13 protein-coding genes are annotated in these 18,055 nt (G+C 30.6%); 4 read left to right on the forward strand and 9 right to left on the reverse strand.

What is annotated here, in order from left to right:
* Positions 1–74: 74 nt before the first annotated feature.
* The 5 genes from larB to map all read right to left on the reverse strand — a co-directional run bounded on the left by larB (position 75) and on the right by map (position 5,497).
* On the reverse strand, positions 75–821 hold the full coding sequence (gene larB, locus CC89_RS09220) for a nickel pincer cofactor biosynthesis protein LarB (protein WP_035291505.1): 747 nt from the start codon (positions 819–821) through the stop codon (positions 75–77).
* Between the two features lie 221 nt (positions 822–1,042).
* Complete coding sequence (gene larE / locus CC89_RS09225) at positions 1,043–1,843, reverse strand: ATP-dependent sacrificial sulfur transferase LarE (RefSeq protein ID WP_035291507.1); 801 nt, start codon at positions 1,841–1,843, stop codon at positions 1,043–1,045.
* Positions 1,844–1,858: 15 nt separating this feature from the next.
* On the reverse strand, positions 1,859–3,040 hold the full coding sequence (gene larC / locus CC89_RS09230) for a nickel pincer cofactor biosynthesis protein LarC (RefSeq protein WP_035291509.1): 1,182 nt from the start codon (positions 3,038–3,040) through the stop codon (positions 1,859–1,861).
* Between the two features lie 231 nt (positions 3,041–3,271).
* Entirely contained in the window at positions 3,272–4,567 is a 1,296-nt protein-coding gene (locus tag CC89_RS09235; RefSeq protein ID WP_035291511.1) for a hypothetical protein, read from the reverse strand.
* Positions 4,568–4,630: 63 nt separating this feature from the next.
* On the reverse strand, positions 4,631–5,497 hold the full coding sequence (gene map, locus CC89_RS09240) for a type I methionyl aminopeptidase (protein ID WP_035291513.1): 867 nt from the start codon (positions 5,495–5,497) through the stop codon (positions 4,631–4,633).
* A gap of 246 nt (positions 5,498–5,743) precedes the next feature.
* Here map and CC89_RS09245 point away from each other — a divergent pair, with 246 nt between their 5' ends.
* On the forward strand, positions 5,744–7,099 hold the full coding sequence (locus tag CC89_RS09245; protein WP_035291514.1) for an MATE family efflux transporter: 1,356 nt from the start codon (positions 5,744–5,746) through the stop codon (positions 7,097–7,099).
* Positions 7,100–8,172: 1,073 nt separating this feature from the next.
* Here CC89_RS09245 and CC89_RS09250 read toward each other — a convergent pair.
* Both CC89_RS09250 and CC89_RS09255 read right to left on the reverse strand, forming a co-directional pair.
* Complete coding sequence (locus tag CC89_RS09250) at positions 8,173–9,114, reverse strand: SPFH domain-containing protein (protein WP_035291517.1); 942 nt, start codon at positions 9,112–9,114, stop codon at positions 8,173–8,175.
* A 30-nt stretch (positions 9,115–9,144) separates the two neighbouring features.
* Positions 9,145–9,576, reverse strand: a complete 432-nt coding sequence (locus CC89_RS09255) for an NfeD family protein (protein ID WP_051931657.1) — start codon at positions 9,574–9,576, stop codon at positions 9,145–9,147.
* Positions 9,577–10,029: 453 nt separating this feature from the next.
* On the opposite strand from CC89_RS09255, the gene CC89_RS09260 reads away from it, so the two are divergent.
* A complete protein-coding gene (locus CC89_RS09260) occupies positions 10,030–11,940 on the forward strand; it encodes an NAD(+) synthase (protein ID WP_035291522.1) in 1,911 nt (636 codons plus the stop codon).
* A gap of 115 nt (positions 11,941–12,055) precedes the next feature.
* On the opposite strand, the gene CC89_RS09265 is transcribed toward CC89_RS09260, so the two are convergent.
* Positions 12,056–12,478 (reverse strand): YaaR family protein, encoded by a 423-nt coding sequence (locus CC89_RS09265; protein WP_035291524.1) that lies wholly within the window; start codon positions 12,476–12,478, stop codon positions 12,056–12,058.
* 292 nt (positions 12,479–12,770) lie between these two features.
* On the opposite strand from CC89_RS09265, the gene CC89_RS09270 reads away from it, so the two are divergent.
* Both CC89_RS09270 and CC89_RS09275 read left to right on the forward strand, forming a co-directional pair.
* Positions 12,771–13,307, forward strand: coding sequence for a chromate transporter (locus tag CC89_RS09270; RefSeq protein WP_035291526.1), 537 nt, complete (start codon positions 12,771–12,773; stop codon positions 13,305–13,307).
* Positions 13,307–13,834, forward strand: coding sequence for a chromate transporter (locus CC89_RS09275; RefSeq protein ID WP_035291528.1), 528 nt, complete (start codon positions 13,307–13,309; stop codon positions 13,832–13,834). The genes CC89_RS09270 and CC89_RS09275 overlap by 1 nt, the downstream gene beginning before the upstream one ends.
* A gap of 2,145 nt (positions 13,835–15,979) precedes the next feature.
* On the opposite strand, the gene CC89_RS09280 is transcribed toward CC89_RS09275, so the two are convergent.
* A complete protein-coding gene (locus CC89_RS09280) occupies positions 15,980–17,302 on the reverse strand; it encodes an MFS transporter (RefSeq protein ID WP_035291531.1) in 1,323 nt (440 codons plus the stop codon).
* Positions 17,303–18,055: the final 753 nt, after the last annotated feature.

Below are 18,055 nucleotides of genomic sequence, written 5' to 3' on the forward strand. Positions count from 1 at the left end.
TTTAATATATCATAGAAATTTTTATCTTTACCAATTATAATTATATCCTTTTCATATAAATATGTCAATAACAATTAAAGTTTATTTATCATACTAGCTAAATATCCTGCACCAAATCCATTGTCTATGTTTACTACACTAACTCCACTAGCACAACTATTCAACATAGATAAAAGAGCTGCAACCCCATTAAAGCTAGCTCCATAACCCACACTGGTAGGCAGTGCTATTACAGGTTTGTCTACTAAACCCCCAACAACACTGACTAGAGCTCCTTCCATACCTGCCGCCACAATAACTACCTGAGCACCCCTTATTATATCCATTTTGCTAAACAATCTATGTATTCCTGCCACTCCCACATCTACTACTCTTTTTACTCTATTTCCTAAAAATTCTGCTGTAACTGCAGCTTCCTCTGCTACAGGAAGGTCTGAAGTTCCTGCAGTAACCACTGCTATATATGTATCCTTTTTAGTAATTTCTTTTTTTTGGACAGTTATTATTTTAGCCATGCTATTGTACTCTGCTCCACTACAAATTTCCTTAACAGCATTGTACATTTCCTCTGTGGCACGGGTAGCCAATATATTATTATTTTTAGTATTCATAAATTCTACTATACCCCTTACTTGCTCCACAGTTTTTCCTGCACAGTATATAACCTCAGGATATCCAACTCTTATTTCTCTATGATTATCAATATTAGCATATCCTAAATCCTTAAAAGGAAGCTCTCTCAAACTATCCAATGCATCTTCTACTGCGCACTCACCATTTTTTACATTTTCTAGTAAATTCCTTATTTCATCTTCATTCATGAAATAACTTCCTTTCCATATTAGTTTTTAAAACTTCTTAATAATCAATTCCAAATTATATCTATACTCGTCACTTACTATTTAGGTACTACATTTAATTATTAATATAAATAAACCTTTTGGTAACTAAACTAAATGACAGATAGTTACAGTACTAACCACTTCCTATCACCCTGCACTTGAATATGGCTAATATACAATTATTGCTTAAAAACCAATAACTAAATTAATTCTAATCCACTCATTCTATAACCTTTTACATCTAAAGTAACGTACTTAAATCCATATTCTCTAAGCTTATCACCTATAACATCTAAAAGTTCTTCTTCCAATATATTTTTAAAATCTTTCTTATCTACTTCTATCCTAGCTAAATCTCCATGGCATCTAACTCTTACAGCCTTAAATCCAATATTCATAAGATACTTTTCTGACTTCTCTATTTTCTTAAGATCTTCTATTTTAATAGAACTTTCATAAGGTATTCTGGAGAGTAGACAAGCGTATGCCGGTTTTTTCCAAGTAGGCAATCCTAACTTCTTTGATAAATCTCTTATATCCTTTTTAGTAAAACCCATTTGCATAAGTGGGCTCTTTATATGTAATTCCTTTAAAGCTTTCATTCCGGGTCTATAGTCCTTTGTATCATCAAAATTAGTGCCATCCACAACACAACTATATCCTTCTTCAATAGCAAACTCTTTTATAGCAGAAAATAACTCCTTTTTACATAAATAACACCTTTCCATAGGATTATTTTTTATTTCATCCATTATAGGCATAGTTATAAATTTATGTTTTACTTTTAATCTCTTTACAAAATCTTTCCCCTCTTTTATTTCCCATCTAGGAATATACGGGGTGTCTATAGTTACTGCTAAAACTTTATTCTCCAAAGCATCTGTGCACGCTTTCAACAAAAAAGTACTGTCTACGCCTCCTGAAAAAGCCACTACACAGCTATCTAAAGTTTTAATGTATTCTAAAAGCTCTAAGTATTTTTCTTGTAAAGAATTTTCCAACCTAATATCGCCCCTTTACTTTATGCTATTATAAACTTCCTCCAATACTTTTCTTATAGGTACGTTATTTTCCAAGGCAGCCCTTTTACAATCCTCATATTCAGGTTTTACCTTAAAATCTTTCTCATCTACATAAGCCTTCTTTACTCTAATCTCTCCATAGGAAGTTTTAACCACAGAAAAATCTCTTTTTAGAATATCTCTGACCATGCTACACTCCCTAATTCCTAATGTAGAAGTTTCTCTGAATAATACCTTTTTAAGCTTTTCCTTTTTTTCTTTGTGGCAAAGTACACTTAATTTTACACCTGGACGACCTTTTTTCATTATTATAGATGTAATAAACACATCCAAGGCTCCCCCTAAAAATAGCTTCTGGTACACATATTCATACATTTCAGGGTTCATATCATCTATATTACATTCTAATATAAAACACTCTTCTTTAAAATAAACCCTTTCTTTTTTTTCTACTTTTCCCAAATAGACTCTCAATAAATTAGGTATTTCTGTATCCCTATTTCCCACACCATAGCCTATATTATCTATGATAAATTCCTTTTCTTCAGTAAATTTACTAACCATAGTCTTTAATATAGCCGCTCCTGTAGGAGTGGTTGTTTCAAAAGGAACCGCTCCTATCTTTACAGGTACACCTTTTAAAAGTTCACTAACCGCTGGAGCTGGCACAGGAATTAATCCGTGAGCACATTTCACGAAGCCGCCGCCTAATTGTACTGGTGAGCATAAAATTCTATCTACATTCAAATACTGAAAACATATAGCTGCACCTACTATATCCACTATAGAATCCACTGCGCCTACTTCGTGAAAATGAACTTCATACAAATCTTTGCTGTGAATCTTTCCTTCCGCTTCTGCTAACTTTCTAAATATGCTTAAACTCATAATCTTAACACTTTTTTCTAATGAGCTATCATTTATTATTTTTTCTACGTCTCTAAAAGTTCTATGATGGTGATTTTCGTGGTGTGATTCCCTTAAAATCACCTCTACTTTTGTACCACTTATACCTTTTCTTTCATCTTTCTTTACTTCCACTTCAAATTCTTCATTTATACTTAATTTCTTAAGTTCTTTAATTAAATAATTTTTATCTACACCTAAATCTATCATTGCACCTAAATTCATGTCTCCGCTAATACCTGAAAAACAATCGTAATACAATACCTTCATTTTTTCTCTCCTGCCTATTAAATTTAACTAGTTAATAACTGGACTTTCACACATAGTTTTCAAGTTCTATATCATATGAATAAAAAAATAAAATGTAGTTTCTAATTTAAAATTTGTAATTTTAGATTAGGATTTTATAACTGCTAAAGTTGAAATGATAATTTATAAATACTCTATTAATAATATAGCACAACAATGCTTTTCGGTATAATAAATTTTTATATAAATAAACTAAAATAAAATTAGTGTATCATCAATCACTTTAAAGAAACTTTTATAACTTTTTACTTTATTCTCTTTAATGTCTATTACATTAATAGTTTCATCTTGCGCCCTACTACTTGCACAGGTTATTAAATATCTATCTTCTATAAGATCCTTCACCCTTCCTAAGTTGTTTGGATAAGTATACTCTACATTTCCTCTTAATAATTCCTTCACATAGTAGTTTTCATTTTCCATATATTTGTAAACAAATATATTTTTATTTTTCCCTACTAAACTATAATCTATCTCTACCGTATCTGTTACGTTATCTATATTGGGACTATCTTCAGCTGGTTTGTTGTCATTTTTTATGGTATACATAGTCTTTTTCATGGTCTTTCTATCTAAGAAGATTGCTATTTCTTCATTAGACTTTTCAAAATCTTTTGTTACAAAATATATATTCTCCTTATCCACTCCAGAAAATATTTCATAACCATCAAAACCCTTATAAGCTATGCTTTTAAAAGTCAACTTCTCTTTTCCCTCTTTTATCTCTTCAATAAATTCCTCTACAGAAGTATACTTTAAATGATCTTTAAGATAAAACTCATCCTCTATATTCTCTATGTCATCAGTTTTTACATATTTATATTTCTTTTTATATACTGTATTATATATATCTTCAATTAATGATGCACCTAAATAATTTTCCTCATAAACAATACATTTTTCTCCTGCCAATTCTGTTCTGAAGAAAACTTGTCTAAATCCTGTTAAAAAATCTTTGTCCTTTATCTCATATTCTTCACCTGAATCTACATTAAAAACATAGCCCTTTTGATAACCATACTCTTCTTCATCATATTTAAAATTCAATTCCGGATTTATAGTAATATTATCAGGTTTTTTGGCAAAAACACATATATAATTATCATCTATCATCTCGAATTCTATATCTGAATATTCACTTTCTATATAAAAATTAAATATAGGATATTCCTTCTCTACCCCTTCTAGCTTAACCTTATAAAGAGTGTATAAGTCTTTCGTTTTCTCCCTCTCTCTAGTTACGTAATATATGCAATCTTCTCCCTCTATAAACTTATTGTAAACTACGCCTTTATACAGGTTGTGAGAATTACTAGTTAACCTCTTTAACTTTTTAATTCCCAAATCATAGCCATAATAACCAAATACCCTGTGATCTGGAAACATGCGTCCTACTCTTTTTATTTTTTCAAAAACTATTTTGTTGTTAACCTTCTCTATTGGATTAAATATTGTATCACCACTATTTCTCATATCCAATATATCCATATAACCCCTCCTAAATTTTACTTTATACCTATAGTCATATCCATTTTGTGGATACTTTAAACATTAAGTTAATATTTCATATCCCTCTCTTGTGACTAAAACCGTGTGCTCCCATTGAGCTGAAAGTTTTTTATCCTTAGTTACTACTGTCCATCCATCTTTTAAAACATTATACTGATAGGTTCCTTGATTAACCATAGGTTCAATGGTAAATACCATGCCTGGAAATAATACCATATCCCTTCCTCTCTCTCCACAATGAGCTACAAAAGGTTCCTCATGAAAACCAAGTCCTATACCGTGTCCACCATAGTCTCTTATTACAGAATATCCACTTTTCTCTGCATGCCTTTGCACTGCATATCCTATATCTCCTAAAGTCGCAAAGGGTTTAACATGTTTTATACCTTCATACAAGCACTCCTTAGCCACCTTAACTAATCTTTCTGTCTCCTCATCAGCTTCCCCTATTATATACATTCTGCTGGAATCTGAATAATATCCATCCAATATAGTAGTTACGTCTACATTTACTATATCGCCCTTCTTTAAAACTGTTTCTTCATTAGGTATACCATGACAGACCACTTCGTTTATAGAAACACACACACTTTTAGGATATCCCATATAATTAAGTGGAGCTGGTACCCCGCCATGTGCTACCGTATATTCATGAACCCAAGTGTTCACCTGTTCAGTAGTAACTCCCTCTTTAATTTTTTCTCCTACCATATCCAATATGGCTTTAGTTAATCTACCACTTTTTCTTATGCCCTCTATTTCCGCATCTGTTTTTATCATTTCCCTATCTGGCACTATATGGCCTTCTGCAGATAAAGCTTCCAATCTCATATCTAAATCTAAATGACAGTCCTTATATTTCTTCCCACTACCACACCAACATAATTTGTTCCAAAATTCTTTTTTCAAATAAAACACCTCCGACTTCTTTTAGAAATATTGCTACATATTAATAACTAATAATTATTAACTATTAATCATTAACTATTAACTATTGACTATTGACTATAATTATATTATACACTAAATAATCTTTTTTCGTAAAAATCCTAATCCTTTGTTGCAAAGATAGGTGATAAAATGATATAAATATATTATGTCTTTATTTTAATGAAGATTGATTCATATATTTTTTATTGTGAAAGGAGTAAATTTATGGATAAATCTAAACAATTAGGTACAGAAAGTATCGGAAAACTTTTGGTTAAATTTTCCATACCAGCTATTATAGGTATGCTTGTAAATGCTCTATATAGCATAGTTGATAGGGCTTATATAGGCCATATAGATAAAATAGGCACTGATGCCCTTTCAGGATTAACTAATACCATGCCTATATCCACAGCTATACTAGCCTTCGGAATGCTAGTTGGTATAGGTACTTCTGCTTTAATTTCTATAAAGCTTGGAGAAAAAAAGAAGGAAGAAGCAGAAAAGATACTAGGTAATGCAGTAATTCTTGACGGATTAATATCTTTAGTTATAGGGATTCTAGGAATTATATTTCTTGATAAATTATTAATTTTATTTGGAACTGGTAAAGAAAGCATTCCTTACGCTAAAGCCTACATAACTATAATACTTTTAGGTGCACCTCTTCAAAATATAGGATTTGGTATAAACAACAGCATTCGTGCCGAGGGAAATCCTAAAATGGCAATGCTTACAATGATATTTGGAGCTCTTATAAATATTATACTAGATCCCATATTTATATTTGTATTCGGAATGGGAATTAAAGGTGCAGCCATCGCCACAGTAATTTCTGAAACCTTCAATACACTGTGGGTTATGTATTATTTTACTAGCAAAAAAAGTGGAAGTATTTTAAAAGTAAAAAAAGAAAATTTAAAATTAGATCCCAAAATTATAAAAGCTATTTTCGCCATAGGTATGTCACCTTTTGCCATGCAAATAGCTTCCAGTGTAGTGGTAACTTTATATAACCGCGGCCTTTACACCTACGGAGGTACTAAAGCTGTAGCTGCCATGGGCATAATAAACAGTATAGCAATGCTTATTTTTATGCCAATGTTTGGAATCAACCAAGGAGTACAACCTATAATAGGATATAATTATGGTGCTAAAAATTATCCCAGAGTTAAAAGAGCATTAAAATTAGCCATACTGGCTGCCACTACTATAGCTACCTTGGGCTTTTTATGCGTTCAAGTATTCCCTAAAGCGCTAATAGGATTATTTATAAAAAATGACATAGAACTTTTAAATATAGGTGCTAGAGGTCTTAGAATAGACTTACTTTTCCTGCCTATAATAGGTATGCAAATTGTAGGTTCTAACTACTTCCAGGCCATAGGGCAAGCTAAAACTGCTATGTTCCTAAGCCTTCTTAGACAAGTAGTTATTTTAATTCCACTTATATTAGTACTTCCTACTTTCTTCAAATTAGACGGTCTTTGGATGTCTCAGCCTTATGCAGACGTGATTGCTTTCTTACTTACAGCATTTTTCTTGTATAGAAGTATGAAGGAACTGAAAATCACTAACTAAGAAGATTGTGAAGCAAGTTCAATAAGAAAATCTGTCTTTAAGTCCACAATAAATATATTTTCTAGACTTTTCGCAATACGCCAAGAAATTCTAATGTTTTCAAATTTCAATACCCTAAAGCTTTCAAACTCGCTTCTGACGGCGCTCAAACATGAAAGCTTCTTAACGGGTATTGAAATTTGAAAACAAAGAATTTCTAAGGCTAGCTCAATAGTCTAAGAAAATATATTTATTGTTACCTTAAAGACAGATTTTTCAGTTCATGCATAGGCTATCAGAGGAGGAACACAGCTAACTAAAGGATGATTTTCCTCCGCTTCGCTATAGAAAATCTTTAATTTATAAATAGAAAGGCGCTCATAATATTTTTTAGGCGGAGCCTTTCGAAAAGTTATATGGTACCTATTAAAATAATAATTAAAATTCAATTCATTTTGCCGTAAGGCAGTTGTTTGTACAAATCAGAATTTGTAATTTAGACCAGGTAATAGGTATTATTTCTTATGTATTACCTATTACTTATTACTTATTACTTATTACTTATTACTTATTACTTATCTACAAGTTCTTATTTATCTAACAATTAAAGTTATATATTTATTTATATAAATCCTAATCATGCCTACGTATTTAGGCTGGCTATCGCCAATAAAAAATTTTTAAGCCCTTAAAGAAAAGCTATAACTACTCCATTTAATGAAACAGTTATAGCTTTTTGCTATCCCATTTATTTAATTAAAGATTTTCCGTAACATAGTGGAGGAAAATCCTCCTTTAGTAGACTTCCCTCTCCAACCATAAACATATTAAACTAAAAATCTGATTTTAATGTAGTAATAAATGTGGAATTGGGGACTATTGAGCTAGCCTTAGAACTTCTTATGTCTCACAGCTAAAGACCCGTTAAAAAGCTTTCATTGTTTGAGCGCCGCAAGAACCGAGTTTGAAAGCTTTAGGGGCTTTAACTGTGAGACATTTAGAAGTTCTTGGCGTATTGTGAACAGTCCCCAATTACACATTTATTACGAAATTAAAATCAGATTTTTCTTCAATGTATTATGTCACACTATATCTTACTTATTCATTTTAAGTGTTTCTGCTATAGCTGCTAGATTTCCTAATGAAGACAAAGATTCATTTGGAAGTATAAGCTTATTAGCAGGGTTTTTAGCCATTTCTTGAAGAGCTTCTACTTGTTTAATAGCAATTACTCTTTCATCTGTTCCAGATTCAATAATAGCTGCATTTACTCTTCTTACTGCTTCTGATTGTGCTTCTGCTATAGCTCTTATTGCTTCTGCCTTACCTTGTGCTTCTAATAGTTGAGACTCTTTAAGACCTTCTGCACGTCTTATATTAGCTTCTTTTTCAGCTTCTGCTGCAAGTATACTAGCTTGCTTTTCACCTTGTGCTTTTTCTATTTGGCTTTGTCTTTGTCCTTCTGCCTGTAAAATTGTAGCTCTTTTATCTCTTTCTGCTTTCATTTGCTTTTCCATAGCATTTTGTATTTCTGCTGGTGGTATTATATTTTTAATTTCTACTGAAAGTATTTTTATTCCATAAGCATCAGTGATCTCATCAACTATCTCTAATAGCTTGTTGTTTATTCTATCTCTTCCAGATAAGACTTCATCTAATGACATGTCACCAACTATGTTTCTCATATTAGTAATAGTTGAATAAACTATACCTGATTTATAATCTTCTATATTGTAAACTGCATCTTTTGAACTTAAAACTTTGTAAAATATAACATTATCTATGGATATGTTTACGTTATCCTTTGTTATAACTGTTTGAGGTTGTATATCTAATATTTGCTGTTTTGTAGATACTTTCTTTCTTACATAGTCAGCAAATGGAATTACTAAATGCCAACCTGGTTCCAATATTCTGTGGAACTGTCCAAATCTCTCAACTAAGAATACATAACCAGTATTTACAACCTTTATTGAACTTAATATTATTGTCATGACCACTACTAATAGAATTATTACTAAAATTTTACCTGGCATAAAAACACACTCCTTTAATTATAATTATTTTTATTTTATTTTTTCTACAATTAACTTATTCCCTTGTATTCCTATTATTTTTATTTTATTTCCTATTTCTATATCTTCACCTTTGTTTTCAACAGTCCAATATATACCATCCACCTTTAAATTTCCTTTATCCCGTATATTTTGATCACTAATCATTTCTCTGCCAATATACCCTTCTTCCATGGTCTTTGTCTTAGGTACAGTTCTCTTCACATTCTTTTTAATAATTGGGTAACCTGTAGCCATAAACAGAACACTAACTATACTAAATACTATAATTTGTATACTAAAAGATAACCCTAATGTTAAGCATATTATTGCTGCTATAGCTCCTGCTGTAAACCATACAAATAAAAATGCACTAGTGGCTATATCTATGAGCAATGTGCCTATTCCAACTATAAGCCATACAGTTAATAGAAACCAATCCACAAAATCGCCCCCTTTTATTAATATTTAAACTAACTTCAATATTATAATTATATTTTCAGTCTACTATAGCTTCTGTCTGGATATATTAACAGTTTTTCTTATTTATATATTCTGCATCGTTAATTTATATCCTTTAATATATTATGATATATAAAAATTTATGATATTTATTTAGGAATATTCCTGAAAGTTTTTAAGCTTGTTTATATTATATGGTATAAATCAAATTATTAAAAGTTTATTTACATTCTAAAATACGTTAATTATTACTGTTTAAAATGTTTTAAATAATCCTCAGTGCTTTTTTCTTATGTTTTCTCATTTTTCCATTAAAATAGAAATACTATAATATATTTCATTTGTTTAGTTACATGTTATAATAAAAAAAGAATTGATAAAAATACTTGTTAATGAATAGAATTAATATTTATCTATAGAATTGGAGTGAGTTCAATGTACAATGGTTTTATAAAATTATCTACTGCCTGTCCTATAACCAATGTGGCAGATATAGATTTCAACTTAAAAAATATTAAAAAATGTATAGAGAAAGCTTTAAAAGATAATTCTAAATTAATAGTTTTTCCTGAACTATCCATAACCTCCTATACCTGCGGAGATTTATTTAGTCAAAGGAATTTATTACTTAAAAGCGAAAAAGCTCTAGAAAATTTATGTTTGTTTTCTAAAGGCAAAGATATATTAATAGCTGTAGGCGCTCCTTTATACCATAATTCATGTCTTTACAACTGCGCATATGTTATATTTAAAGGTGAAATTTTAGGTATAGTGCCTAAAAGCTATATACCAAATTACTCTGAGTTCTATGAGAAAAGATGGTTTTCGGAAGGCCTTGGAATAATAAATAAACAGCTCAACTTAAAATTCCAAAAAAATATTCCTTTTGGAACAAATTTAATTTTTACCTGTGGAGCTTTCAGATTTGCGGTGGAAGTATGTGAAGATCTTTGGGTAACAGTACCTCCTAGTAGTTATTTAAGTTTACTTGGTGCTAATGTTATAGGCAACCTTTCTGCATCTAATGAATTAGTGAGCAAGGCAACCTATAGAAAGAACTTAATTTCAAATCAAAGTGCTAGATGTATGTGTGCCTATGCCTATGCCTCCTCTGGAGTATTTGAATCTTCTACAGACTTAGTTTTTGGTGGTCATCTTTTAATAAGTGAAAACGGAAATATATTAAATGAAAATAATAGATTTGTTAGAGAAAATGAAGTAGTAACTTCTATAGTGGACTTAGATAAATTAATAGCTGAGAGACTTAAAAACATCTCCTTTAGGGATAGCGTTAAATTATGCCCTTTTGAAGCTTCAGAGATTTCTTTTGAATTTTCTAATTCAAACTTAGGAGAATTTACAAGATATATAGATAAGCATCCTTTTGTACCTGGAAATTCTCTAGAAAGAAGCTTAAGATGTAGTGAAATTTTCAACATTCAAACCTCAGCACTGGCAAAACGCTTAACTCATACTCATAGCCGAAAAGTTGTAATAGGTATTTCAGGAGGATTGGATTCCACATTAGCTCTTTTAGTAATAGTAAAAACTTTCCGCCTTTTAAATCTTCCAAGTGAAAACATAATAACCATTACTATGCCTGGTTTTGGAACCACAGATAGAACCTATAACAATGCAGTATCCCTTTGTAAAAAATTAAAAACAAATTTTAGAGAAGTAAATATAGTAGATGCCTGCCTACAACATTTTAAAGATATAAACCATCTAGTGGAAAATCACGATGTCACTTACGAAAATGTGCAAGCAAGAGAGAGAACTCAAATACTTATGGACATTGCTAATAAGGAAGGTGCACTATCCATAGGCACTGGTGATTTATCTGAATTAGCCTTAGGTTGGTGCACTTATAATGGAGACCATATGTCCATGTACTCCGTAAACTGTTCTGTGCCTAAAACATTAGTAAGATATTTAGTAAGATATGTAGCTGAAAATGAAGTATCTGAAGATATTTCTAATATACTTATAGACATACTTGATACTCCTGTAAGTCCTGAATTACTTCCTAAAGATAAAAATGGTGAAATAACTCAAAAAACCGAAGATATAGTAGGCCCTTATGAGCTTCATGATTTTTTCCTATACCATTTCATAAAAACAGGAGCTACTAAAGAAAAAATACTATTCCTTGCAGAAAATGCATTTAAAAAAGACTATGATAGAGAAACTATAATTTTGTGGCTAGAAAAATTCATAAAAAGATTTTTCATTCAACAATTTAAACGTTCTGCTCTCCCTGATGGTCCAAAGGTAGGTTCTATAAGCCTTTCACCACGAGGTGATTGGAGAATGCCATCTGATGCCAGCTTTAACAGCTTTCTATAGCTATTAGCTAAACTTTAAAATTTATAAAACCACCCTTGCCTTTTCCGTTCAACCATAAATGGAAAAGGCAAGTCTCTTTACCAACCTAGCCCTCTAGCACACTAATTCTGGCCCACTATTTATACATATCCACCACTAGGCCTGTTATTTCATCAATGGTGCTGGCTATATTTAAATTTTCACTTTGTTCATTTAAAATAGCTTTAGTAATTTCTTCTAATTTTCCATCCACCGTTTCCACAGTTATAAAATACTGAGTTTGCCAAAAACTTATATCCTTTTCCACCTTATACATATGTGTTAAAACTGACTGCAAATACTCTTTTATAAGATTTTTATAAGCCTTCACATCTCTATAGGACTTAGTAATCGCTAACCTATTTCCCTTTTTCTTTATATTATCTAGCATCTCCTTCATTTCTTTTTGAGATTTTTCTTGCCTTGCAAAATTAAAATTCTGTGAAAAATCCTTTTTGCTTTTAATCTCATGTTTTTCTTGAGGAATCCCCAAACTTCTTCCAATTCTATTTATCTCCACAACTGCACCTCTATTTCACTTTATATATTAATTCTTTTCTTTATAAAATAACACTTCATCTTTTGACTATACCATATTGCCTATTCTTCTATTTTGGTCCAAATAACGGCATTGCGCCACTAAATGGGCTCTTACAATAATAATCCTATACTAAGATAATACTCGTAATAATTACTAATTTCTTCAATCAGTACATTTATTATATATATTTATTATATATCATATTCTAAGAAAATTCTCCTATTTGCACATATGAAAACTGCAAGTTATAATTAAGTTTGGAGGTGTTAACATGAATAAACTTTTCACTATGTTCTTAACCTTTTTCAAAATAGGAGCTTTTACCTTTGGAGGTGGCTATGCCATGATACCTCTTATAGAGGCAGAAGTTGTAACTAGGCGAAATTGGATTTCTAAAGAAGAATTTGTAGATATAATTGTAATTTCTCAATCTTTTCCTGGGGCTCTTGCAGTAAATTGTTCAACTTTTATAGGGTATAAAATGGGCGGCATATTAGGTGCTATACTTGCTCTTTTAGGAGTTATAATGCCTTCGTTTTTTATAATAATTGCTATAGCTGCTATTTTTGTAGAATTTAGAAACAACTACATAATAGATTTAATATTTAAAGGCATAGGTGCTGCAGTACCAGTTCTAATATTAGTAGCCATAAGCAGTTTATTTAAATCAGTAAAAAAAAACTACATAAATTATATAATTATAATCTTATCCATTATTGCTATAACCATATTTAAATTTAGTCCTATATGGGTGGTAGTGTGTTCTGCACTATACGGAATAATTTTTTTAAGAAAGCAGGTGGAATAATGAGATTACTAATAGACATATTCTTAACTTTTTTAAAAATAGGTGCTTTTAGCTTTGGTGGCGGATATGCAATGCTTCCATTAATTCAAAAGGAAATAGTAGAAAAACATCAATGGATCAATTTCAACACATTTAAGGATATAATAGGTGTATCTCAAATGACTCCTGGACCCATAGCTATAAATTCAGCTACCTTTGTAGGATATAAAGTTGCAGGAATAAAAGGAAGTTTACTGGGTACTCTAGGTGTTATAACCTTTTCCTTTATACTAGTTACTATAGCAACTCATTACCTTATGAAATTCAAAGACTCAAAGATTATTAAATCAGCCCTTTTAGGTATGCGCCCTGCTCTAGTGGGACTTATAATTGCAGCTTTTATTCAGCTTGGTAAAGACTCTTATGTAGAAATAAAGGCAATTATAATAGGACTTATAATTGCCCTTTTATCTTTTAAGACAAAACTTCATCCAATTTTAATCATTGTAATTTCAGCGGTACTAGGAGTAATCTTCTACAGCATATAAGAAAATTCTGAAGCAAGTGCCATAAGAAAAATCTGTCTTTAAGTCCACAATAAATATATTTTCTTAGACTACTCGCAATACGCCAAGAAATTCTAATGTTTTCAAATTTCAATACCCTAAAGCTTTCAAACTCGCTTCTAACGGCGCTCAAACATGAAAGCTTCTTAACGGGCATTGAAATTTGAAAGCAAAGAATTTCTAAGGCTAGCTCAATAGTCTAAGAAAATATATTTATTGTTACCTTAAAGACAGATTTTTCAGTTCATGCATAGGTTATCAGAGGAGGAACACAGCTGACTAAAGGATGATTTTCCTCCGCTTCGCTATGGAAAATCTTTTATTGGCGGCAGCCAGCGTAAATACGTAGGCATGATTAGGATTTATATATAAGAATATATAACTTTAATTGTTGGATAAATAAGAACTTGTAGATAAGAAGTAAGAGCTCTTACCTGGTCTACACTACAAATTTAAGATTTATATAAATCAATGCCTCACGGCAAAATATATTAGGCCTTATTTAGTGCTTTATAAAGTTTTTTTGGCGTGAGCTTGTTGATTTATAATGAATGATCGACATATATGTTAAGAAACATATATATGTGATTAACCCACAAAAAGCATTATATTACTTGAATTATGAAATTCCTCTGGAATGACTTGCATAAGAAGCGAAGGAACTGTTTAAATTTAATTTTAGAAATTCTTCTTTTAGACAGATAAAATTATCGTAACCCTTAAAAGGACGCCAGGCTAGCGAACCTGAGGCAGGACGGTGAATGTGAGCGTTAGATAATTTTATATGGCTAAAAGATTAGAATTTCTTAAATTAAATTTATTGTTCCGAGCTTTTATGCAAGTCATGGAGGAGAAATTTCATAATTCCACCACATTGTACCTTATTGTGGGTTAATCATATATGTATTATAACAACAAATTCTAACATCTAGAAACTAGAACCTAGTACTAAAAAACATTTGATGACTAAGGATTTATATTAGTCCCAAAATGATTTAGTGGCAGTTCTTAATTTTCAGGCGGAGTTTATTTAGGCTGGCTATGGCCAATAAAAGATTTTTAAGCCCTTAAAGAAAAGCTATAACTACTCCATTTAATGAAACAGTTATAGCTTTTTGCTATCCCATTTATTTAATTAAAGATTCTCCGTAACATAGTGAAGTAAAATCCTCCTTTAGTAGGCTTCCATCTTCAACCATAAACATATTAAACTAAAAATCTGATTTTAATATAGTAATAAATGTGGAATTGGGGACTATTGAACTAGCCTCAGAACTTCTTATGTATCACAGTTAAAGACCCGTTAAGAAGCTTTCATTGTTTGAGCGCCGTCAGAAGCGAGTTTGAAAGCTTTAGGGGCTTTAACTGTGAGACATTTAGAAGTTCTTGGCGTATTGAACAGTCCCAAATTACACATTTATTACGGAATTAAAATCAGATTTTCTTCAATGTATTATGTCACAATATATTCTTATTATAAAATAAAAACTAATATTAAAAACCTTCGGATATTATATGTCTCAAGGTTTTATTTTTTAATAATTTAATTTTTAAATACATTCCACAGTTAAAGTTATGTATACGTAAATAATTAATTATAAAAATAAAACAGTAAATAAAATTTAATATGTTTTGACGTAAAGCATTGGTTTGTATAAATCCTAATCATGCCTATGTATTTAGGCTGGCTGTCACCAATAAAAGATTTTTAAAGCCCTAAAAGAAAAGCTATAACTATTCCATTTAATGAAATAATTATAGCTTTTTGCTATCTCATTTATTTAATTAAAGATTTTCCGTAACATAGTGGAGGAAAATCATCCTTCAGTAGGCCGTCTCCCCCAAAAGCAATGTACACATGAACTGAAAAATCTGTCTTTAAGGTAACAATAAATATAGTTTTTTAGACTATTGAGCTAGCCTTAGAAATTCTTTGTTTTCAAATTTTAATACCCGTTAAGAAGCTTTCATTGTTTGAGCGCCGTCAGAAGCGAGTTTGAAAGCTTTAGGGTATTGAAATTTGAAAACATTAGAATTTCTTGGCGTATTGCGAACAGTCTAAGAAAATATATTTATTGTGGACTTAAAGACAGATTTTTCTTATAGCACTTGCTTCACAATATATAATTATGCTGCTTGTTCTTCTTCACTCTTTCCATGTTGTGGTCTATTATATTTCTTAGTAAATACTACTAATAATATTACTGACGCTATTATGTATATAACTCCTGTAACATAATAAGCTTTTGCATATCCATTTTGTAGTGAGAATATAAATTGTTTTCCTAATACTCCAGCTACAACTTGTGCAATACCTTGAGCTACATATATAACTGCATTGTATGCTGGTCTAGCTTCTTTACTTACAAACTCCATTGGTAAAGCTTGTTGTACCGGCATAGCTGCATTCATAAATCCTGATCTTAAGAATAAACCTGTTCCTACTGCCATTACCATGTGACTTCCAAAAGCTGCTCCATTTGCTATGATCAACATAAATGGTATTGATACTAAAGCTAGTCCACCTAGTGACACAACTCTTCCTAATTTTTTAACAATCCATGGTGATACAAATATGAACATAACCATTGCAAAGTATTGGTAAGAAATAAGTGATGAAATAGTTGCTCTATCTATTCCCATTCTGCTTAAGAATACTGAGAAGTAAGGAGTAATTAATGATGCTCCAAGTCTTATTAAGAATGCGAAAAGTACGAATAATACTATATATTTATTCAAGAATGCTTTCCAATTCATTTTTTCCTTTGTTTCTTTTTTAACTTTTCTATAGTCTTGAGGAATTTCTTTTATTAATAATATTGGTATAAGTGTCATTGCTGCTACTATAGCGTATATCAATAAAGCATCTTTGTGAGCTCCTACATAAGCTTGCAATTGTGCTGGGTTAAAGTCTGCTATTTTTTCTGTTAAAACTTTTGCTTCTGCATATCCAACACCTAATCTTGAAGCAAATCTATGAGATATTAATTTTCCACCTGACCATGTTCCAACAATCATACCTAATATGTTTGTCCACAAAGTTGTTGAAAATATTTTTTCTCTGTTTTCCTCAGTAGTGTAACAACTCAAGAATGGTGATAATATAGCGTCAAACATACATACACCTATCATTATTACTGATGCTGCTATAGCTACTAACATAACTGAACTTGACTTAGTTATTAAAAATGTACCGCCTATAAAAGCTATAGGTGAAAATGCTAAAACCTTTTTATAACCAAGTTTAGGTACTATTAATAAAAGCGCTGCACCACCATAAAAACCTATTCCCATTATTATTGACATACTAGCTGCTATTCCCTTTGTAGCTGCTGATGCATCAAGAAAAGTAACCATTGTATCAAGAGCTACTCCACCTAGCACTCCCATGAATATATATGCTATTATAAACATCCAACTATTAAAAATAGATCTCTTTTGCATTTCCATGTTTTTTTGCTCCCCCCCGATTAATCTAAAAGATTAATATCTTAAAACATTTATTCCATGGCTATCTAACATAGTATTTCCATTTTACATGGCAAGTGGAAATTCACATTAGATTTCCCTTGGATAACAAGTTTTTAGTTTATGTATAAATTTTTCATATTAAAGGATTTATTAAAATAATTTCAACTGCATAATGATTTTCATAACTCCACACTGGGCCCTAATGTGAACTTTGAAATCAATTACAATATAATATATTTTGTTTTGAAAAGCAACACTTTGTCAAATAGTAGCATAATTGATTTTACAAAGTTAGACACATGCTTTTTTCTAAAAATATTATAATTTTAAATAAAAATTGTATATTCCGTTTCCGCATGTGACACATATATATGCTATATTGTTTTCCTTTGAAATACACGTTTTTTTCTTATATGCTGAAATTACACAAAAGTACTTTTTATATTTTTTACAATAATTTCAAAAATATTACTGCTATAATATTGAATTATAAAATTCTATGTATTGCATATTTGTTATTTTTTGCGAATTTATTACAACTTTTTTACAAGAAATATTAACTTATATAAAAAATTTTAAAAAAAATTAGATATTTTTCATTCATTGTGAAATATTTATTCAATTAAAACTTACTAATATGTAATTATATTACATATTAGTCCATAATTTTCATAAGTATTCCAATAGTACTTTTTCCACTAATTTTTCTATTAATCTTTCATTGTTAATTCT

Source organism: Clostridium sp. KNHs214, assembly GCF_000744935.1.
Taxonomy (GTDB): domain Bacteria; phylum Bacillota; class Clostridia; order Clostridiales; family Clostridiaceae; genus Haloimpatiens.

What these genes read in the sequence shown, in the direction of transcription:
- CC89_RS09260 (WP_035291522.1), top strand. Translation starts at nt 10,030, where the DNA reads ATGTACAATGGTTTTATAAAATTATCTACTGCCTGTCCTATAACCAAT.
- CC89_RS09275 (WP_035291528.1), top strand. Translation starts at nt 13,307, where the DNA reads ATGAGATTACTAATAGACATATTCTTAACTTTTTTAAAAATAGGTGCT.
- CC89_RS09280 (WP_035291531.1), bottom strand. Translation starts at nt 17,302, where the DNA reads ATGGAAATGCAAAAGAGATCTATTTTTAATAGTTGGATGTTTATAATA.
- CC89_RS09235 (WP_035291511.1), bottom strand. Translation starts at nt 4,567, where the DNA reads ATGGATATATTGGATATGAGAAATAGTGGTGATACAATATTTAATCCA.
- CC89_RS09245 (WP_035291514.1), top strand. Translation starts at nt 5,744, where the DNA reads ATGGATAAATCTAAACAATTAGGTACAGAAAGTATCGGAAAACTTTTG.
- CC89_RS09270 (WP_035291526.1), top strand. Translation starts at nt 12,771, where the DNA reads ATGAATAAACTTTTCACTATGTTCTTAACCTTTTTCAAAATAGGAGCT.
- larB (WP_035291505.1), bottom strand. Translation starts at nt 821, where the DNA reads ATGAATGAAGATGAAATAAGGAATTTACTAGAAAATGTAAAAAATGGT.
- larC (WP_035291509.1), bottom strand. Translation starts at nt 3,040, where the DNA reads ATGAAGGTATTGTATTACGATTGTTTTTCAGGTATTAGCGGAGACATG.
- CC89_RS09250 (WP_035291517.1), bottom strand. Translation starts at nt 9,114, where the DNA reads ATGCCAGGTAAAATTTTAGTAATAATTCTATTAGTAGTGGTCATGACA.